Source organism: Polynucleobacter necessarius (genome assembly GCF_900095175.1).
Lineage (GTDB): Bacteria > Pseudomonadota > Gammaproteobacteria > Burkholderiales > Burkholderiaceae > Polynucleobacter > Polynucleobacter necessarius_I.
The window spans coordinates 1,428,923-1,449,193 of record NZ_LT606946.1; the positions used below are offsets into that span (position 1 = coordinate 1,428,923).

12 protein-coding genes and 2 pseudogenes are annotated in these 20,271 nt (G+C 48.1%); 9 read left to right on the top strand and 5 right to left on the bottom strand.

Features of this window, described 5'->3' with window-relative positions; all coding sequences use genetic code 11:
• Nucleotides 1–18 precede the first annotated feature (18 nt).
• Nucleotides 19–2,847: a DNA polymerase I gene (polA, locus tag DXE44_RS07500; RefSeq protein WP_114653891.1), complete on the bottom strand. Its 2,829-nt coding sequence runs from the start codon at nucleotides 2,845–2,847 to the stop codon at nucleotides 19–21.
• Nucleotides 2,848–2,928: 81 nt separating this feature from the next.
• On the opposite strand from polA, the gene DXE44_RS07505 reads away from it, so the two are divergent.
• Genes DXE44_RS07505 through DXE44_RS07515 form a run of 3 tightly spaced genes read left to right on the top strand, consistent with a single transcriptional unit; the run spans nucleotide 2,929 to nucleotide 5,139 of the window.
• Nucleotides 2,929–3,336, top strand: a complete 408-nt coding sequence (locus DXE44_RS07505) for a hypothetical protein (protein ID WP_231970621.1) — start codon at nucleotides 2,929–2,931, stop codon at nucleotides 3,334–3,336.
• Between the two features lie 46 nt (nucleotides 3,337–3,382).
• The gene (locus tag DXE44_RS07510) at nucleotides 3,383–4,360 is read left to right on the top strand and encodes a homoserine kinase (RefSeq protein ID WP_114653892.1); all 978 of its coding nucleotides are present in this window, start codon (nucleotides 3,383–3,385) and stop codon (nucleotides 4,358–4,360) included.
• Complete coding sequence (locus tag DXE44_RS07515) at nucleotides 4,357–5,139, top strand: BPSS1780 family membrane protein (RefSeq protein WP_114653893.1); 783 nt, start codon at nucleotides 4,357–4,359, stop codon at nucleotides 5,137–5,139. Before DXE44_RS07510 ends, DXE44_RS07515 begins: the two co-directional genes overlap by 4 nt.
• Before the next feature lie 20 nt (nucleotides 5,140–5,159).
• On the opposite strand, the gene DXE44_RS07520 is transcribed toward DXE44_RS07515, so the two are convergent.
• The gene (locus tag DXE44_RS07520) at nucleotides 5,160–7,547 is read right to left on the bottom strand and encodes a UvrD-helicase domain-containing protein (protein ID WP_114653894.1); all 2,388 of its coding nucleotides are present in this window, start codon (nucleotides 7,545–7,547) and stop codon (nucleotides 5,160–5,162) included.
• Nucleotides 7,548–7,571: 24 nt separating this feature from the next.
• On the opposite strand from DXE44_RS07520, the gene DXE44_RS07525 reads away from it, so the two are divergent.
• Together DXE44_RS07525 and galU are read left to right on the top strand one after the other, a co-directional pair.
• Nucleotides 7,572–10,460, top strand: coding sequence for a valine--tRNA ligase (locus DXE44_RS07525; protein ID WP_114653895.1), 2,889 nt, complete (start codon nucleotides 7,572–7,574; stop codon nucleotides 10,458–10,460).
• A gap of 28 nt (nucleotides 10,461–10,488) precedes the next feature.
• Entirely contained in the window at nucleotides 10,489–11,373 is an 885-nt protein-coding gene (gene galU, locus DXE44_RS07530) for a UTP--glucose-1-phosphate uridylyltransferase GalU (RefSeq protein ID WP_114653896.1), read from the top strand.
• Nucleotides 11,374–11,485: 112 nt separating this feature from the next.
• On the opposite strand, the gene DXE44_RS07535 is transcribed toward galU, so the two are convergent.
• Entirely contained in the window at nucleotides 11,486–11,713 is a 228-nt protein-coding gene (locus tag DXE44_RS07535) for a sulfurtransferase TusA family protein (RefSeq protein WP_114654395.1), read from the bottom strand.
• 8 nt (nucleotides 11,714–11,721) lie between these two features.
• Nucleotides 11,722–14,346: an alanine--tRNA ligase gene (gene alaS, locus DXE44_RS07540; protein ID WP_114653897.1), complete on the bottom strand. Its 2,625-nt coding sequence runs from the start codon at nucleotides 14,344–14,346 to the stop codon at nucleotides 11,722–11,724.
• 123 nt (nucleotides 14,347–14,469) lie between these two features.
• Here alaS and DXE44_RS07545 point away from each other — a divergent pair, with 123 nt between their 5' ends.
• The 3 genes from DXE44_RS07545 (at nucleotide 14,470) to DXE44_RS07555 (ending at nucleotide 18,306) form a co-directional block, all read left to right on the top strand.
• Nucleotides 14,470–14,928 carry a tripartite tricarboxylate transporter TctB family protein gene (locus DXE44_RS07545; protein WP_114653898.1) on the top strand — a complete coding sequence of 153 codons (459 nt, stop codon included), beginning with the start codon at nucleotides 14,470–14,472 and terminating at the stop codon, nucleotides 14,926–14,928.
• 18 nt (nucleotides 14,929–14,946) lie between these two features.
• The gene (locus DXE44_RS07550) at nucleotides 14,947–16,449 is read left to right on the top strand and encodes a tripartite tricarboxylate transporter permease (RefSeq protein ID WP_114653899.1); all 1,503 of its coding nucleotides are present in this window, start codon (nucleotides 14,947–14,949) and stop codon (nucleotides 16,447–16,449) included.
• An 84-nt stretch (nucleotides 16,450–16,533) separates the two neighbouring features.
• Nucleotides 16,534–18,306 carry a glutamine--tRNA ligase/YqeY domain fusion protein gene (locus tag DXE44_RS07555; RefSeq protein ID WP_114653900.1) on the top strand — a complete coding sequence of 591 codons (1,773 nt, stop codon included), beginning with the start codon at nucleotides 16,534–16,536 and terminating at the stop codon, nucleotides 18,304–18,306.
• Here the strand turns inward: DXE44_RS07555 and DXE44_RS11435 are convergent.
• Nucleotides 18,287–19,149: pseudogene (locus tag DXE44_RS11435) on the bottom strand (SDR family oxidoreductase). The gene DXE44_RS07555 and the pseudogene DXE44_RS11435 sit on opposite strands and share 20 nt — an antisense overlap.
• A 60-nt stretch (nucleotides 19,150–19,209) precedes the next feature.
• Between DXE44_RS11435 and DXE44_RS07565 the strand changes: the two are divergent.
• Nucleotides 19,210–20,251, top strand: a pseudogene (locus tag DXE44_RS07565) (CDP-6-deoxy-delta-3,4-glucoseen reductase).
• Nucleotides 20,252–20,271 lie beyond the last annotated feature (20 nt).

Here is a 20,271-nt window from a genome sequence, read left to right on the forward strand (position 1 = left end):
TTGTCTCCTCGCCTGTAATTAATGCGCTTCTTCCCAATTATCGCCAATCCCAATACCAACTACCAAAGGAACCTTTAGATCGGCCACCTTACACATCAAATCAGGCAGCTTTGCCTGCAAGAGCTCCAGCTCATCTAAGGGTACATCAAATACCAATTCATCGTGCACCTGAAGCAACATGCGGGTTTTGAGGCCCTCTTTTTCTAGCCAATTCTCAACTGCCACCATGGCCAATTTAATCAGGTCAGCCGCAGTACCCTGCATAGGGGCATTAATCGCAGCCCGCTCCGCACCCTGGCGACGAGGGCCATTGGAACCCTTAATCTCCGGCAGCCAGAGGCGTCTACCAAAGACTGTCTCGACATAGCCATTCTCCCTAGCTTCCAGGCGAGTGCGCTCCATATACTGAGCGACCCCCGGATAGCGATCAAAGTATTTGGCAATGTAATTCTGAGCTGCCGAGCGTTCAATACCTAAGTTTCCAGCTAGACCAAAGGCGCTCATACCGTAGATCAAGCCAAAATTAATCACCTTGGCATAGCGACGCTGTTCTGAAGTGACGCTTTCCAGCGGCACACCAAAAATCTCAGCGGCTGTAGCTTGGTGCACATCTTTACCAGCAGCGAATGCAGCTAGCAAGTTTTCATCTTCAGCAATGTGCGCCATGATGCGTAATTCAATTTGAGAATAGTCAGCAGAAAGAAGTTTGCAACCTTCAGCTGGAATAAACGCCTCTCGAATTCGTCGACCCTCTTCTGTACGAACAGGAATATTTTGCAAGTTCGGATCGCTTGAAGCCAGGCGCCCTGTCACTGCAGTCGCTTGAGAAAAACTCGTGTGAACGCGGCCGGTTTTAGAATCAGCCATGCGTGGCAGCTTCTCAATATAGGTCGACATTAACTTAGCAAGACTGCGGTAGTCCAAAACACGCGCAGGCAAAGGATAGTCTTCAGCTAACTTTTGTAAAACCTCTTCATCAGTAGATGGTGCGCCCGATGGTGTCTTCTTAATCACAGGAAGCTCTAGTTGTCCAAACAAAATTTCTGCGATCTGCTTGGGGGACTGAATGTTGAATGGCTGTCCAGCAAGCTTATGAATCTCTCCCTCCAAGGCAAGCAAACGCTTGCCTACCTCTTGGCCTTGCTGAGATAGCAGCGCAGAATCAATCCGAATGCCATTGCGTTCCATGATGCCAAGCACACGCATTGCTGGCATCTCAATGTTTTCATAAACATAAAGAAGGCCTGGGCTTGCCTGGATTTGCGGCCATAGCACTTGATGTAAGCGCAAGGTAATGTCAGCATCTTCTGCCGCATAGTCTGTAGCAATCTTCAGATCAACTTGATCAAAGCCAATCTGATGCACACCTTTACCGCATACCTCTTCATACTTAATAGTCCTCATGCCGAGATGACGCTCAGCTAAGTTATCCATGTTGTGCGGCATGTGCGATTCCAATACGTAAGACTCCAGCATGGTGTCAAACGCAATGCCTTGCAAAGTAATGTCATAGTTTGCAAAGATGTAGCTGTCGTACTTGAGGTTTTGCCCTACCTTCAGATGGGTAGCGCTTTCTAGCCAGGATTTCATGCGCGCTAAAACCAATTCGCGGCTCAGTTGAGCCTCTCCATTACGGTGCGCCACCGGGATATAGCAGGCCTCTCCGGGAGTGACGCAAAGCGAGATACCGACTAGCTCAGCAGCTAGCGCATCCAAGCTAGTAGTTTCTGTATCGACAGCTGTTAATTCTGCACCTTCAATTTTTTTAATCCAGCGATTTAGTGCAACTTCATCAACAACACACTCATAGTGCTTGGCAATAGCACCTTGCAGATCCGTTGTTTCTTGCGATAAGGCAGTTGTTGCCTCTGTAGCAGTGGGGCCGAACTTCTTGGTAGCAGCTTTTACATTTTCTTCCGAAGAGTTTTTGATGGGGCTACCGGCTAAATCAAAACCGCCGCTAGCTTCAGGAGCCGCTCCACCCAACTGCTTCTCCACATCACGCAACCAAGTCTTAAATGCGTAGCGTTCAAATAGCTCACGCAGAAGTGGTGCATCTTCTGGTTTTGCATGTAGATCATCTAAGCCAGGAAGGTGAGGAGATAAATCACAATCCGTTTTAACTGTAATGAGTTGACGTGCTTTTGGAAGCCATTCCAAACTATTACGTAAGTTCTCACCAACAACGCCTTTCACTTGATCGGCATTTGCCATCAAGTTGTCTAGGTCGCCAAACTCAGCTAGCCACTTATTTGCTGTTTTAGGGCCCGCCTTCGGAACACCGGGTACGTTGTCAACGGTATCCCCAATGATCGAAAGGTAGTCGACAATGCGCTCCGGAGGTACGCCAAATTTTGCAATCACCCCATCGATGTCTAATTTCTCGTCGGTCATCGTATTAATCAAGGTGACTGAGGAATTCACTAACTGGGCCAAATCTTTGTCGCCAGTAGAAATAATGGTTTCCCAACCAGCTTGAGTAGCCTGGCAAGCTAAGGTACCAATCACATCATCGGCCTCAACCCCAGAAACCATCAGTACCGGCCAGCCCAAAGCCTTCACCATGGCATGGATCGGCTCAATTTGCTTAACCAGATCTTCAGGCATGGGAGAGCGGTGAGCCTTGTACTCAGAGTACATTTCATCTCGGAAAGTCTTGCCTTTAGCGTCAAAAACACAGGCAATATGGTCAGCCTTGAGTTCCGAACGTGCTCGGCGCATCATATTGACCATCCCATAGATTGCCCCCGTTGGATCGCCCACCCCATTTCTGAGGTCTGGCATAGCATGAAAGGCGCGATAGAGGTAGCTAGAACCGTCTACCAACAAGAATCTATGTTTAGTCATACCGCAATCGTACAATCTAGTTGCTAACTGCCTACAGATCAGGTTCAAATCCTCCTGAAAAGAGGTCTAAAAAGGTGAAAAATGATGCAAGCTCTAACTAACTTACTCCACTCTTCTGTGAGTCAACCCCTTGTTCTAACAAGCTTTTTAGTGGCTTTTGCCTCTTTTGGCCTCAATTCAGCACATGCCCAAAACAATTCTCAGGCATTGAGCCCAACAGAGCTTCAACGCATCAATAACCAGCCATTAGCACCAGCCGTCAGCGCATCTGAAGTAACTAATGCACCTGAAGGTCGCAAACCGAGCTTTCAACATAAAGAGGCTACTGGCACTGAAATTACTGAATATAAGGATGCGAATTCACCAACGCAAGTGGACGTAAAAACACGCTACACCACTTATGAAATGGCGCCCCCAGCTACCGTCATGCCTGGCGCACCAAAAGAGACTGATCTCATTAGCGTTCCTAGCATCAGCATTCCTTTTTAATCATTGACACTCTGCGCCTCACCATTCGCATCTTTCATTTTTAGTCATGGCTGTTTTCACACCTGTTGAATTGAGCGATATCTCACATTGGATCGCAAGCGATTTTGATATTGGCCGAGCGGTCGATATTCGTGGCATTCATGGTGGCATTGAGAACTCTAACTTCTTTCTCGACACTGAAAAGAATGGCAAGAAACAGGAATATGTTCTCACTATTTTTGAAAGACTGTCAGCGGAGCAGTTGCCGTATTACTTAGAGTTGATGCGTCACTTGGCCAACAAAGGTATTCCAGTGCCTAAGCCGCTCGAGAATAAACAAGGGCAGATTCTATTTACCCTAAAAGATAAGCCTGCAGCAATTGTGAGTAAGCTGCCAGGGATCTCCAGACTGGTCCCCGAAGCAAGACATTGTGCAAGGGTTGGTGAAAATTTAGCAAAGATGCATTTGGCAAGCACTGACTTTCAACGCACCCAAGAAAATCTTCGCAGCCTTTCTTGGTGGAGAAAAACTGCTCCTCTGGTACTCACCCACTTGAGCGATTCTCAAAAAGAATTACTCACAACCGAACTCGCTACTCAAGAAAAATTCTTTGCCTCTGAGGCATATACTTCGCTGCCGCAAGGGGCAAGCCACTGCGATCTTTTTAGAGATAACGTACTATTCGACCCCCAAGGTTTTGGCGATAGCTCTCAAGATCAGTTAGGCGGTTTCTTCGACTTTTATTTCGCCGGAACAGATAAGTGGTTATTTGATTTAGCGGTGACGGTAAACGATTGGTGTCTTGCCGAAAACAAACAGGATTTAGATCCTGCTTGCTTCACAGCGCTAATGGATGCCTATCAATCTGTTCGACCACTCACCGACAGCGAGAAAGTAAGTTGGCCACTAATGGTGCGCGCTGCGGCTCTGCGTTTTTGGATTTCTCGCTTGTGGGATTTTTACTTGCCGCGTAATGCTCAAATGCTGACCCCACATGACCCTCGTCATTTTGAAAATATTCTCTTAAGTCGCAAAGCAATATGAAACTAAATTCCGTCTCCCCAAAAGAAGGCTATACCTGGATCCGGCAAGGTATTTGGCTTTTTAAACAAAATCCATTGGGATTTTTAACTTTGATTTTTCTGTATGTCTTTGTGGCACAACTAGCAGTTCTCGTGCCGGTGATTGGTGTATTTGCCGTTTTATTACTCACACCGACTTTATCGGCTGGCTTTATGACCGCCTGTCGCCTAGCCATTCAAAAAGAACGTATTCGTCCAACAGTCTATGTGATTGCCCTGCAATCTACCCCCCTGATTCGCAAACGTATTCTTCAGTTAGGTTTGGTGTATGCAGCGCTCATTCTGATGTTGAGCTTTATCTTGGGGATGCTGGTAGATTTTGACGTGCTGATCTCGCTCATAACAAATGAAAAACCCATTACATCTGAAGTGCTCAGCCAGATTTATCTAATCCTCTTTTTGGGCAGTCTGCTCTATATACCAGTTGCGATGCTAATGTGGTTTTCTCCTGTACTTGTTGCTTGGGCTGACATGCCAGTAGCACAGGCGCTCTTTTCTAGTGCGATTGCATGCTGGACAAATCGCGGTGCATTCTTTTTATATATCGCAATTTGGGGCGCGATCCTGGTTGCCATCCCATTAACCATTGGCTCCATTCTGGATGCACTAGATTTCGGTCAAGCCGCATCATTCATCATCGCCCCCATTTCCATGGCGGGACTTACTGTGATGCATTGCTCTTTCTTTGCAACCTGGAAAGCATGCTTTGCTGAAAAAGAATCTGCAACCTTGATTGCGTAATAGCTGGCTTAGTTACTGATTTAGTCTATTGCAGCAAGCTTAGCAATACTGAGCTGTAGCCATTTCACGCCATGGCGCTTGAAGTTCACTTGAGCGTGTGCATCAGCATCATTACCCTCCAAGCCCGTCACCCTTCCCTCGCCAAACTTGGTATGGAAAACATTTTGACCAATCGTAAATGGGTAATTGCCACGAGGTGGTGAGGCCATTCTAGTCACTGAGGTTGAGGCGGAGCCTACGCGTCCAATTTGTCTTGCAGGTCTCTCACGCTCATTACCACTGTCAAAGAAATCATTCGATCCAAACTCGCGTTGACGCGTGTAGCCATCTTGCCAAGTTGATCCTGCACGACCACCATTTCCACTAGTAGTTCCACCCCAGCGAGCATCTTTTACTTTTGGAGTGAGCCACTTCAGCGAATCCGATGGCAGCTCCTCCAAGAAACGAGACGGCATGTTGTAACGCACCTGGCCATGCAGCATACGTGACTGCGTATGGGAGAGATAGAGACGTTCTTTAGCGCGGGTAATCGCGACATACATCAAGCGACGCTCTTCTTCCAAACCATTCTGCTCATTGATACTGTTCTCGTGCGGGAACAGTCCCTCTTCTAAACCTGTAATAAACACGGAGGTGAACTCAAGACCTTTTGCTGAATGCACTGTCATCAACTGAACAGCATCTTGACCTGCCTGAGCCTGATTGTCACCAGCCTCGAGAGAGGCGTGAGAGAGGAAAGCCGCCAAAGGAGATACCTCTACCGTGCCAGGCGCATTCTCACCCGGTAGCGTAGCAGCAGTAGCATCCTGACCATAACCCTCTTCGGCAATAAATGCAGTTACAGCGTTGATGAGTTCTTGTAAGTTTTCTACGCGGTCTTGGCCTTCACGCTCTGAGAGGTAATGCTGAATCAAGCCGCTATGCTGAATCACAAACTCTACGGTCTCCGGCAAGGTGTTATGACGAGTTGCTTCACGCATGTGGTCTACCAAACGCACAAAGCCACCTAAAGCTGCACCTGCCTTGCCATCTAATGTCGATGCTGCTAAGCACAAAGAACAATTTTGCGCACGAGCGGCATCTTGCACAGCTTCAATCGATCTTGCGCCAATACCACGCGTTGGGAAATTCACTACACGCGAGAAAGAGGTGTCATCGTTTGGATTTTCTAAAAGACGGAGATAAGCCAAAGCATGTTTAATTTCAGCGCGCTCGAAGAAGCGCAGTCCACCATACACACGATACGGAATTGCTGCGGAGAATAGAGCATGTTCGATGATGCGTGACTGAGCATTGCTGCGATAAAGCAAGGCAATTTCAGTACGCTTGATACCGCTATTTACTAAAGCCTTAATTTCATCTACGAGCCAAGCCGCTTCGGCATGATCGCTTGGTGCGTCGTAGATACGGGCCGGCTCACCATGACCAGCATCAGTGCGCAGGTTTTTGCCTAGACGATCCGTGTTGTTGGAAATAAGATAGTTGGCTGTATCTAAGATGTGGCCATGCGAGCGGTAGTTTTGCTCGAGCTTGACCATCATTGGGTGATACTGCTTTTCATACAGACGCATATTCTCTACATCTGCACCACGGAAGGCATAAATACTTTGATCATCATCGCCCACTGCAAAAACCGCACTACTTCCCATACCGCTCACATTTACACGGCTAGCGTCGTGACCAGAAAGTAATTTAAGCCAAGCGTATTGCAGTGCATTGGTATCTTGAAACTCATCAATCAAGATATGACGGAAGCGCTCTTGGTAATGCGTCTGAATCGCTTCGTTATGTTTAAGCAATTCATAACTGCGTAATAAGAGTTCAGCGAAGTCGACTACGCCCTCACGTTGACACTGCTCATCGTAGGCTGCGTATAACTGAGCCATCTTGGCCTGAAAGTCATCCCCTACGGATAACTCTTTGGCACGCTGACCACGCTCTTTGGCGTGTGCAATGAAATACTGCAACTGCTTAGGGGGGTATTTCTCATCATCGACCTTTAAGCCCTTCAAAAGACGCTTAATGGCGGAAAGCTGATCTTGGGCGTCCAAAATCTGAAAAGTGGACGGCAAACCCGCCTCTTTGTGATGGGCACGCAGTAAACGGTTGCAAAGACCGTGGAAAGTGCCAATCCACATACCCCGAGTATTAATTGGCAACATGGCGCTTAAGCGCAACATCATCTCCTTAGCGGCCTTATTGGTGAAGGTCACTGCGAGCACACCTATAGGTGATACCTGCCCTGTTTGGATCAACCAAGCTATACGGGTCGTGAGGACGCGGGTCTTTCCACTGCCGGCACCAGCCAAAATCAGGGCTGACTGGGCCTGGCCATTTGGATTGACAGGCGGGAGGGTCACTGCCTCGCGTTGTTCTGGATTAAGGTTTGCGAGCAAGTCTGAGTACATCGCCCCAATTATAATTTGCCTCTTATGCCAAATGCTTCGAATACCCCTAATTCTCCGGCCAGCTCCTTAGACGAGCTAGCCAAATCCTACGAACCCGCCCCAATTGAAGCTTATTGGGGCCCGGAATGGGAATGCCGAGGCATTGCCGACGCCACCTTGGATGAGGGCAAGGAAGATTTCTCGATTCAATTGCCGCCACCGAATGTGACGGGCACCCTACACATGGGTCATGCCTTCAATCAAACCATCATGGATGGCTTGGTACGTCATGCCCGCATGTCTGGCAAAAATACTTTATGGGTTCCAGGCACAGACCACGCTGGTATTGCTACACAAATCGTGGTTGAGCGCCAACTCGATGCGCAGAAAGTTTCTCGCCACGATTTAGGTCGTGAGAAATTCTTAGAAAAAGTGTGGGAGTGGAAAGAAACTTCTGGTAACACCATCATTCGCCAAACTCGTCGCCTAGGCGCCTCGATCGATTGGGGTAAAGAATATTTCACAATGGACAGCAAGATGTCCAAAGTGGTTGTTGAAGTGTTTGTTCGCTTGCATGAGCAAGGCTTAATTTATCGTGGCAAACGTTTAGTGAACTGGGATCCGGTTTTAGGAACAGCAGTTTCAGATTTAGAAGTAGTGAGCGAAGAAGAAGATGGCTCGATGTGGCACATCCGCTATCCATTAGCGGATGGATCCGGACGCCTGACCGTTGCCACCACTCGCCCAGAGACCTTATTAGGCGACGTGGCTGTGATGGTTAATCCAGAAGACGAACGCTACAAACACCTCATTGGCAAGTCAGTACAACTGCCACTATGCAATCGCGAGATCCCGATCATTGCGGATGACTATGTAGATTTAGCTTTTGGTACTGGCGTAGTAAAAGTAACCCCCGCTCACGACTTCAATGACTATGCGGTTGGACAACATCATCAATTACCACTCATTAATATTTTGACACTTGATGCAAAGATTAATGAGAATGCACCAGCGGTGTATCAAGGCCTTGAGCGTTTCGTCGCACGTAAACAAATTGTTGCTGATTTGGATGCGGCCGGTTTATTAGAAAAAGTACAGCCGCATAAATTGATGGTGCCACGTGGCGATCGCACTCAAACCATCATTGAGCCTATGCTCACTGACCAGTGGTTTGTGGCAATGTCTAAGCCAAGTCCAGACAATAAATATCAACAAGGTTCATCCATTGCTGGCGCAGCATTAGATGCAGTAACAAAGGGTGACATTAAGCTCGTCCCTGAAAACTGGATTAATACCTATACCCAGTGGCTAGAGAACATTCAAGACTGGTGCATCTCACGTCAACTCTGGTGGGGCCATCAAATCCCAGCCTGGTATGGCGATGATGGCCAGATCTTTGTCGCTCGCTCTGAAGAAGAAGCCAAAGCCAAAGCTGTTGCTGCAGGCTATACCGGCCAACTCAACCGCGACCCCGATGTCCTAGATACCTGGTTTAGCTCTGCACTTGTACCCTTTAGCTCATTAGGCTGGCCAGAAGAAACACCTGCTCTCAAACATTTCTTACCTTCATCTGTTTTGGTCACTGGTTTTGACATCATCTTCTTCTGGGTAGCCAGAATGGTCATGATGACTTGTCATTTCACCGGCAAGGTCCCATTTAATACCGTCTATGTTCATGGCTTGGTACGTGATGCCGAAGGTCAGAAGATGAGTAAGTCCAAAGGAAACACTTTGGACCCAATCGACCTCATTGACGGCATCAAGATTGAAGATTTGGTTGCTAAGCGCACCACTGGCTTAATGAATCCTAAGCAAGCGGAAAGTATTGGCAAGAAAACAAAGAAAGAATTTCCGGAAGGTATTCCCGCGTTTGGAACGGATGCTTTACGCTTTACATTCGCTTCACTCGCCTCACTTGGTCGCAACATTAACTTTGACCAAAAGCGCTGTGAAGGCTATCGCAACTTCTGCAACAAGCTTTGGAATGCGACTCGCTTTGTGCTCATGAATTGCCCCGGCAATGAACAAGAAAACGGTTTTGCTCCTTGTGATAACCAATGCGGTCCAGAAGGACAATTAGACTTCTCTCCAGCAGATCGCTGGATTGTTTCTTTACTACAAAGAACAGAAGTTGATATTGCTAAGGGCTTCCAGAACTATCGCTTTGACAATATTGCTAGCAGCATTTACCAGTTTGTTTGGGATGAGTATTGCGATTGGTACCTAGAGTTAGCAAAAGTTCAGCTGCAAACTGGTACGCCTGCGCAACAACGCGCGACTCGCCGTACCCTGCTGCGCGTTTTAGAAACTATCTTGCGCATGGCGCATCCACTCATTCCATTTATTACCGAAACCTTATGGCAAACCGTTGGGCCTAAAGTCGGCAAAGAGTTGGCGAAACAAGATAAGCAAACGATTGCGCTACAGCCCTACCCTGTTGCTCAGCTCGATAAGATTGATGAGCAAAGCGAAGCTTGGATAGCCCAGATTAAATCGATTGTGGATGCTTGCCGCAATTTACGTGGTGAGATGCAAGTCTCTCCTGCACTCAAGGTGCCTCTCTGGATTAGTGGGCCGCAAGACTTCCTGAAGAAGGCTAGCCCATACTTAACCGCGCTGGCTAAGTTATCCGAAGTCAAAATCTACGATGACGAGTCTGCTTTGGAGAAAGATGCTCCAGGCGCCCCAATGGCCTTAGTTGGCAATCTCAAGCTATTACTCAAAATTGAAGTAGATGTTGTGGCTGAGAGAATTCGCCTGAGTAAAGAAATTGAGCGCCTAGCAAATGAGATTACTAAAGCACGCAGCAAGCTTGGTAACGAAAGTTTCGTAGCTCGAGCCCCAGAAGAGGTGGTTGCCCAAGAAAAGCAACGTCTTGCCGGATTTGAGCAAAACCATGAGAAGCTTGTTGCACAATTAGATCGACTGAAATAAAGCAGCAATAAAACTGATCGGAATTTCTATGCCATTAAGCACTAAAGCTGTTACTAAAGCCGTCTTCCCTGTTGCGGGCCTTGGCACACGCTTCTTGCCAGCCACCAAAGCCAGCCCGAAAGAGATGCTGAATGTCGTGGATAAACCCCTGATTCAGTATGCGGTTGAAGAAGCGATTGCTGCTGGCATTACTGAAATGATTTTCGTTACTGGCCGCAGTAAGCGCGCCATAGAAGATCACTTTGATAAGGCTTATGAATTAGAAGCCGAACTCGAAGCCAAAAATAAGCAGGCACTCTTAGAGATTGTTCGTAGCGTTAAACCAAGTCATGTGGACTGCGTGTATGTTCGTCAACCTGAAGCACTAGGTTTGGGTCATGCCGTTCTGTGTGCAGAAAAGTTAGTTCGCGATGAACCCTTTGCCATCATTCTTGCGGATGACTTACTGGATGGCCAGCCGCCAGTTCTAAAGCAGATGCTCAAAGTGTTTGATGAGCAAAACGGCTCAGTCTTGGCGGTAGAAAAAATCGATCCCTCCAAAAGTAGCTCCTACGGCATTATTTCGGGAGTAGAAGTATGCAAGGGGATCTATCGTTTAAATGGGATTGTGGAGAAGCCGCAACCTCAGGATGCGCCATCCAACTTGGCGGTGGTGGGTCGCTATGTTCTGTCTTCAGACATCTTTAATCACATTCGTAATCTCACACCCGGTGCTGGTGGTGAAATCCAACTCACCGATGCGATTGCCTCCCTACTTAAAGAAGAGCCAGTCTTCGCTTATGAATACGATGGCGTGCGTTATGACTGCGGTAGCAAGCTAGGCTACCTTAAGGCTTCTGTGGAATTTGCATTACGCCACCCAGAAGTAAGCACTGAGTTTGCGGCGTATTTAAAAGGCCGTTCTTTAACTTAGACTCAAGTTCAATCTTCGACAGATTTAAATTCTGTGGGATCAAAGCAAAAAAGGCAGAAATCACTTTCTGCCTTTTTTATTGGTGCTGAGAGTATCAGCCGTTTAGAGTGCCCTATCTTCTTTTAAGAAAGAAAACCAATACATCGCCCTCGGTAGTGCTGGAAAGTAGTTCATTGCCAGTCTGTTTTGCAAAGGCAGGAAAATCAGTCGCTGCACCCGAGTCGGTAGCCTTGACCTTTAGGATTTGGCCAGATTGCATTGTGGCTAAAGCCTTCTTAGTACGTAAGATCGGCAAAGGGCAATTCATGCCGATGGCATCGACTTCGAGATCAAATTCAATGGAATTGCTCACTTAGAGGCCACCCAATCTTTCACACCAGCTAATGCCGCGCCCAACTTGCTTGGGTCAGTACCGCCAGCCATCGCCATCTCTGGTTTGCCGCCACCCTTGCCACCAACCTGTTGAGCCACAAAGTTCACCAAGTCACCAGCTTTAACTTTGGCAATCGAATCTGCAGTCACGCCAGCAATGAGGCTGACCTTATCACCCTGCACAGAAGCCAAGACAATTGCGGCTGTCTTCAATTTCGCCTTTAAGGCGTCCATGGTTTCGCGAAGTACTTGAGCATCTGCACCATCTAAGCGTGCTGCCAAGACCTTGATGCCGTTGACATCAATTGCTTGTGTGGCCAATTCGTCACCTTGGCTTGCAGCAAGTTTGGAATTTACTTTATCTAACTCACGCTCGGCTTGACGCAGGCTTTCTTGGAGCTGCGTAACACGATTTACTAGATCACCCGGGTGGATTTTCAGAATCGTTGCAGCTGCATTAATTTTGCCTTCCAAGCCTTGCAAGAAGTTCAAGGCGTTTCTGCCAGTGACCGCCTCAACACGGCGAATACCAGCAGCAACACCGCCCTCAGAAATAATCTTCAAACTACCGATGTCCCCAGTACGGCCTACGTGGGTGCCACCGCAGAGCTCTTTAGAACTTCCGATTTCTAGAACGCGAACTTCGTCGCCATACTTCTCGCCAAAGAACATCATCGCGCCAGTCTTTTGAGCGTCATCCAAAGACATTACTTTTCCAGAAGTCGCAGTATTAGCCAAGATCTCCGCATTCACAATATCTTCTATGCGACGAATTTCTTGTGTAGTAATTGGTGCGTTATGAGTAAAGTCAAAACGGGTTTTACTGGCATCCACCAAAGAACCCTTTTGCTGCACATGATCACCCAAGACTTCACGCAATGCTTTATGCAGGATATGCGTTGCACTGTGGTTGCGCATCGTTTCAGTTCTTTTCTCAACATCCACTAAGGCATTGATGACATCACCCACCTTAAGTTCGCCCTCTTGCACTTCACCTTGATGACCAAACACATCAGCCTGAATCTTGAAGGTATCTTCAACTGCGAAACGCACTGCCTCATTACGCAACTCACCCTTATCGCCAACCTGTCCACCAGATTCAGCATAGAAAGGGGTGTTATCTAGAACGATCACCGCGGCATCGCCAGCTTTGACAGACTGTACAGCCGAGCCGTCAACGTAGAGTGCTGTTACTTTAGCGCCCTCATGTTTCAGAGTGTCGTAGCCATGAAACTGCGTTGGTTTGCCGGAGTATTCCAGGCCTTGAGCCACTTTGAACTTGCCAGCTGCTCTTGCTTGATCGCGCTGCTTTTGCATGGCTAACTCAAAGCCTTCCGCATCAACCGTCACATCACGCTCACGGCAAACATCGGCAGTCAAATCCAATGGGAAGCCGAATGTATCGTGCAAACGGAAAGCAGTTTCACCATCAACTGTTTTAGCACCGCCTGCAAGCGCGCCTTCCAAAATCTCCATGCCGTTAGCAATTGTCTGAAAGAAGCGCTCTTCTTCCTGCTTAATCACATCACTGACTTTATCTTTTGCAGCTTGCAGCTCTGGATAAGAAAGGCCCATCTCCTTGACGAGGGCGGGGACAAGTTGATAGAAAAACGGTTTGCGTGCACCCAACTTGTAGCCATGACGAATTGCACGGCGCGTAATACGGCGCAGGACATAGCCGCGCCCAGCATTACCCGGAATCACACCATCCACCACAATAAAACTACATGCACGAATATGGTCGGCAATTACTTTAAGTGAAGGGCTGTCAATATCGCAGTCTCCGCCGCCAGCCGCATCAACCGCTTCTTTAGCAGCCTTGAGCAAATTCACAAAGAGATCAATCTCATAGTTGGAATGCACATGCTGCAATACTGCTGCGATACGTTCCAAGCCCATACCAGTATCGATGCTAGGCTTAGGTAAGGGATGCATGTTGCCCGCTTCGTCGCGGTTGAACTGCATGAACACGTTATTCCAGATCTCAATATAGCGGTCGCCATCCTCATCAGGGCTTCCAGGAGGGCCACCAGCAATATGCGGGCCATGGTCATAGAAGATCTCGGTACAAGGGCCACAGGGACCGGTGTCCCCCATCATCCAGAAATTATCTGAAGCGTAACGCGCTCCCTTGTTATCGCCGATGCGAATAATACGATCAACTGGCACACCAATTTGCTTGTTCCAAATCTCATAAGCTTCATCATCTTCCGCGTAAACGGTCACGAGCAGCTTTTCTTCTGGAAGCTTAAAAACCTCGGTAAGTAATTCCCAGGCAAATTGGATTGCATCCTTCTTAAAATAATCCCCAAAAGAGAAGTTGCCCAGCATTTCAAAGAAGGTGTGGTGACGCGCTGTATACCCAACGTTATCCAGGTCATTATGTTTGCCGCCCGCACGGATACATTTTTGAGCAGTGGTCGCACGGTTATAGGGGCGCTTATCAAAGCCCAAAAAGACGCCCTTAAACTGGTTCATCCCCGCATTCGTAAATAGCAAGGTTGGGTCATCCCCTGGCACTACCGGGCTGGAGGGGACAATTTGATGGCCTTTTTGGGCGAAGTAGTCCAGGTATGCCTGGCGAATTTGGGAGACTTTCATGGGAATAATTATCGCATTGGCACTAGTCGGGGGCAAACCCTAAGCAAAGCCCCCCAATCCTGCCTTACAATCCCCCTACATTAATAAATAAATCGACATTTAAGTCGATATAAGGAGCTCAACTTGAAAATTCGCAATCAACGGAATTTTGGCGCAGGAATCATGTACATGGTGATCGGCCTTTTCTTTGCAGGCATCGCTACCACCTATTCTTTGGGCACTGCAGCCAAGATGGGGCCTGGATACTTCCCACTCGCCCTCGGAATACTCATGTTTTTACTGGGTTTACTTGTACTCGTTATCTCATTGAGAGCTAGTGCACCCTTAGATCAAATCCCTCGATTCAACTGGCGAGTGATCGGCATTATTATTGGATCAATTTGTCTTTTTGGCATTTTGTTGCCAACTATGGGAGTTTTGGTGGCGATTTTCGCCCTGGTTTTTACATCCTCCACAGCCAGCAAGGAATTTAGCTGGAAAGCGGCAACCCTGAATTCCATTGTGTTGATGGTGTTTACTTATCTGGTGTTTATCGTTGGCCTCAAGCTCACGTTCCCAGTTTTACCGTTCTTTTTCGAATAATTACCGGGAACCAGAAAAATGGAATTATTTAATAATCTCGCTCTCGGCTTTGATACCGCGTTCACCCTTCAAAATTTGATGTATTGCTTTATTGGCTGCCTATTGGGCACGCTAATTGGCGTACTCCCTGGCCTAGGCCCTGTAGCTACTATTGCCATGTTGCTCCCAGCAACATACGCACTGCCCCCAATTGCAGCCTTGATCATGTTGGCTGGTATCTATTACGGCTCGCAGTACGGCGGGTCTACTACTGCGATTTTGCTCAATATCCCAGGGGAAACGTCCTCGGTGGTCACGGCAATTGATGGCTACCAAATGGCCAAAAATGGGCGTGGTGGTGTTGCTTTATTTACTGCCGGCATGGGTTCATTCTTTGCTGGTTGCGTAGCTACTTTAGTTTTGGCCGCTTTTGCCGCCCCTCTCTCCGAATTAGCCTTTAAGTTTGGTCCGGCTGAATACTTCTCTCTAATGGTTTTGGGATTAATTGGTGCAGTTGTGTTGGCTTCAGGATCCTTGATCAAAGCGATTGGCATGATCATCCTTGGCCTCTTGATGGGCTTAATCGGCACGGATGTGAACTCTGGAGTTGCTCGTTACTCCTTTGACATTCCACAATTAAGCGATGGCATTGGATTTGTCAGTGTGGCTATGGGCGTATTTGGCTTCGCTGAAATCATGGGGAACCTTGAAAAGACTGATGATGATGAAGGCTTTTTGAATAAAGTGACCTCCATGATCCCATCCAAGCAAGACTTGAAGCGCATGATCCCATCCATCCTACGCGGAACCACTATTGGATCCCTTTTAGGAATTTTGCCAGGCGGTGGTGCAGCTCTAGCTGCCTTTGGTGCGTACTCGGTTGAGAAGAAATCCTCAAAATACACCCACGAATTCGGTAAGGGTGCTATTGAGGGTGTAGCTGGTCCAGAAGCAGCCAATAATGCTGCAGCTCAAACCTCTTTCATTCCATTGCTCACTTTGGGTATTCCACCAAATGCAGTGATGGCTCTGATGGTTGGAGCGATGACTATTCATAACATTCAACCTGGTCCACAAGTGATGACTAGCAACCCAGCCCTGTTCTGGGGTCTGATTGCTTCCATGTGGATTGGTAACGTCATGTTGATTCTCTTGAACTTGCCTCTCATTGGTATCTGGGTAAAGCTCTTGAAGATCCCTTACCGCTTAATGTATCCAGCCATTCTGGTCTTCTGCTGTATCGGCGTTTACACCGTCAACAACTCCGTATTTGACGTTTATGTGACGGCTGGTTTCGGCATAATTGGTTACCTCTTCTTCAAACTCGGCTGCGAATCCGCTCCGTTGCTCCTCGGTTTCGTACTCGGACCAATGATGGAAGAGAACTTCCGTCGCGCCTTGTTGTTGTCACGTGGCGATTTCTCAACCTTCTTTACACGCCCACTATCTCTAGGCTTGCTCATCGCAGCAGCTCTCTTGGTGGTGATCGTAGCCCTCCCATCGGTTAAGAAAACCCGTGAAGAGGCTTTTGTAGAGGAATAATTCTCGAAAGCTTCCCAGAAACGAGCCCGCAGTAGTTTGCGGGCTTTTTTCTTTATTGGCAGGTCTTTTCTCTACAATGGGCGCATGTCCCAAGATAGCAAACCCCCTAAATCGACTACCAGCACTGTTGCTGAGCCTTCTAACTTTTTGCGCCAGATCATTGACCATGACTTGGCGAGTGGTGTCTACCAGAACCGAAGCGATCGCAATGGTCAAACTATCCCCTCCATCATCACGCGTTTTCCGCCAGAACCCAATGGCTACCTTCATATTGGTCACGCCAAAAGTATTTGCCTAAACTTTGGTTTAGCCGCTGATTACAACAATCAAGCAGGTGGCGCCCGTTGCAATATGCGCCTGGACGACACCAATCCAGTCAAAGAAGATGTTGAATACGCCGATAGTATTTTGGATGCAGTCAAATGGCTTGGTTTTGATTGGGGCACACACCTCTATTACGCAAGCGATTACTTTGACCAGCTCTATGAGTTTGCGGAAATTCTGATTCAGAATGGCAAAGCATATGTCGATAGTCAAAGCGCGGATGATATTCATACCAATCGCGGCAACTTTGGCCAAGCTGGAAAAAATAGCCCATACCGCGATCGCACGCCCGATGAGAACCTGGCTTTATTCCGCGAGATGCGTGATGGCAAACATAAAGACGGCGAACATGTTCTACGTCTAAAAATTGATATGGCGCATCCTAATATTGTGATGCGTGATCCTGTGGTCTATCGTATTCGTCATACCGATCACCACCGGACTGGCAGTAAGTGGTGTATCTACCCTTTATATGACTTCACCCACTGCATTTCGGATGCATTGGAAAATGTCTCACACTCCATCTGCACTTTGGAGTTTGAAAATAATCGCCCGCTCTACGATTGGATTGTGGCCTCACTAGCAGAGTTGGGGATCTTCAAAAATCCAGTGCCGCATCAGTATGAATTCGCCCGCCTCAACTTAACTTACACCATCACCAGCAAACGTAAGCTACTGCAATTGGTCGAAGAAAAACATGTTGATGGCTGGGATGATCCACGGATGCCAACTATCGTTGGTATTCGTCGCAGAGGCTATACACCGGAGAGTATTCGCTTGTTCTGCGAGCGCATCGGGGTTTCTAAGGCGGATAGCTGGATCGACATGAGCACGCTGGATCAAGCCTTGCGTGACGATCTTGAAGCCAAGGCGCCACGTGCCACAGCAGTTCTGAAGCCACTCAAACTCGTCATTGAAAATTTTGATGCCTCTGCAAGTGAACCTTGCTCAGCACCGCGCCATCCTCAGCACCCTGAATGGGGCAATCGTAAGTTTCATTTCACAAAAGAATTGTGGATTGAAGAGGACGACTTCATGAAAGAACCCATCAAGGGATTCTTCAGACTCTACCCACCAATCGGTGATCAGCCCGGTGGACGTGTCCGCTTGCGTCATGGCTTTGTCATTGAATGCACTGGCTTTGAAGTAGACGCTAATGGCAACGTGATACAAGTCAATGCAACCCACTTTCCAGATAGCAAGAGCGGCACTCCCGGCTCAAACAATTACAAGGTCAAAGGCAACATTCATTGGGTCAGCGCAGCTGAAGCTGTGCCTGCGCAAGTACGTCTTTATGACCACCTGTTTAATGACCCACATCCCGATAGTGGCGATAAAAACTTCCTGGATGCGATTAACCCAAGCTCAAAGCAAACGATTACTGCCTACTTAGAGCCCTGCATGAAAGAGGCTAAAGCAGACGATCGCTTCCAGTTTGAACGCCACGGCTACTTTGTTGCAGACCAAAGCGATTCCAAGCCGGGTCACCCTGTATTTAACCGTACGGTCGGACTTAAGGATTCTTGGAAATAGTTTTCAGAAACTCTGCGACGCTGGGATAGCGTAGCGGGGTTTTTAATTCTGCCAGTCGTGTATTCGTTACGCGCCGAGACTCCCGCATAAAAGACCACAGCATGGGAGATACGATCTTCTCCAACTGTTCAGCAGGCATTCTTGGTGGCCGATCCAAGCCAAAGGCATCAGCTACCTCATCAAAGTAATCGCCCATCTTAGTTTCACCGCCGTCACAGGCATTAATGACACGCTGTGGTTTACCGTGATAAACGGCAGCACAAACGAGTCTTGCTAAGTCATCACTCTGAATATGGTTTGAGTAGGCATCTTCATTTGCGATCAAGGCAGGTGTCCCCACTTGAATGCGCTCAACCGGCAATCGGTCAGCAGCATAAATTCCCGGCACACGCAAAATCGTCAGGGTTACACCGTGAGCTGGAGCCCAAAGGCGGAGGCAATTTTCTGCGTCCACTCTTCGCTTAGCCCTCTCACTTTGAGGGTTGACGGGGTCACCTCACTCACTTTGCTACCTGCGTGATCTCCATAAACACCGGTAGTGCTCACATAAATCAAGCGCCCAACAGTATCAGAGCCTTGGGATAAAATTCGGAGAAGGTTGCGAGTTCGGCAATCACGATGACCTGTATTTTGGGGTGGTGCCAGGTGGATCACGGTTTGCGCTAATCCACTTAAACGCCACAAGCTATCGGGCTTATCCAGATCCCCCAAAATCGGAATCGCGCCAACCGCTCTCAACTCCTGAAAACGGGTTTTCTGGGAAGTTAAGCCATATACCCGATGACTTCGGGCAAGCTGTTTGGCAACACGAAGGCCAATGTCGCCGCAGCCGACGATCAGGATTCGAGGTTTACCAAAAGATTACATAGGTCACATCGTAACGATTTATTGAAAGGAATGAGAGTGTCTTACCAAGTCACGCTCAAGGCGAGCGGCAAACAATTTACCGTCCAGAAGGATGAAACCCTACTTGAGGCAGCGCTACAACAGGGCATCCCCTTCCCTATGGCTGTAAAAACGGTGCTTGCGGGTCCTGTAAGGGCAAGGTTTTAGAAGATCAGGTAGAGCACGGTCAACATAGTGCTGCTGCTTTAAGCCCCACTGATGAAGCCGCTGGGGGAACCTTGTTTTGCTGCGCCCATCCCAAGTCAGATCTACTCATTGAAGCGCGCGAAGTTCAGGGTGCCGGCGATATCGCCATCAGAAAGGTACCTTGTCGTGTGAATGCGATTACCAAACCAAGTGCTGATGTGGCGATTCTGAAACTGCAATTGCCAGCTGCCGAGCGCTTCCAATTTCTGGCGGGTCAGTATTTAGAATTCCTCCTCAAAGATGGACAGCGCCGCGCCTACTCCATTGCCAATGCGCCCGATCAAGATGATCCTCTCGAGTTACATATTCGCCACTTGCCAGGCGGGCTCTTTACCGACTTCGTTTTTGGTGCAAAAGATCCCGCATTAAAAGAAAAGGATATCCTGCGCTTTGAGGGCCCATTGGGTAGCTTCTTCCTCAGAGAGGACTCCAAGAAGCCCATCATTTTTGTTGCGGCAGGCACTGGCTTTGCACCCATCAAATCCATTGTTGAGCAAATGCAGCTCAAAAAGATCCAGCGCCCGATTCATTTGTACTGGGGTGGACGGCGCCCCAGCGACCTCTATTTGAATGAGCTCTGTCAGTCATGGACAAGAGACATTCCTAATTTCAAGTACATCCCCGTCGTTTCCGATGCACTTCCAGAAGATCGATGGACTGGGCGCGCAGGCTTTGTGCATCAAGCTGTGATCGCTGACCATTCTGACCTCAGCCCTTACCAGGTCTATGCCTGCGGCGCCCCCGTCATGGTCAACGCAGCCCGCCAGGACTTTTCTTCTCAGTGCAGACTACCTGTGAGGAGGAATTCTTTGCAGACTCCTTTACCAGTGCAGCTGATCTTGCAACAAGCTAACCTGCTAAGCGTGATAATAG

Excerpts from the sequence above, each read along its gene's own strand:
- polA (WP_114653891.1), bottom strand. The coding sequence starts at position 2,847 with ATGACTAAACATAGATTCTTGTTGGTAGACGGTTCTAGCTACCTCTAT.
- DXE44_RS07505 (WP_231970621.1), top strand. The coding sequence starts at position 2,929 with ATGATGCAAGCTCTAACTAACTTACTCCACTCTTCTGTGAGTCAACCC.
- DXE44_RS07510 (WP_114653892.1), top strand. The coding sequence starts at position 3,383 with ATGGCTGTTTTCACACCTGTTGAATTGAGCGATATCTCACATTGGATC.
- DXE44_RS07515 (WP_114653893.1), top strand. The coding sequence starts at position 4,357 with ATGAAACTAAATTCCGTCTCCCCAAAAGAAGGCTATACCTGGATCCGG.
- DXE44_RS07520 (WP_114653894.1), bottom strand. The coding sequence starts at position 7,547 with ATGTACTCAGACTTGCTCGCAAACCTTAATCCAGAACAACGCGAGGCA.
- DXE44_RS07525 (WP_114653895.1), top strand. The coding sequence starts at position 7,572 with ATGCCAAATGCTTCGAATACCCCTAATTCTCCGGCCAGCTCCTTAGAC.
- galU (WP_114653896.1), top strand. The coding sequence starts at position 10,489 with ATGCCATTAAGCACTAAAGCTGTTACTAAAGCCGTCTTCCCTGTTGCG.
- alaS (WP_114653897.1), bottom strand. The coding sequence starts at position 14,346 with ATGAAAGTCTCCCAAATTCGCCAGGCATACCTGGACTACTTCGCCCAA.
- DXE44_RS07550 (WP_114653899.1), top strand. The coding sequence starts at position 14,947 with ATGGAATTATTTAATAATCTCGCTCTCGGCTTTGATACCGCGTTCACC.
- DXE44_RS07555 (WP_114653900.1), top strand. The coding sequence starts at position 16,534 with ATGTCCCAAGATAGCAAACCCCCTAAATCGACTACCAGCACTGTTGCT.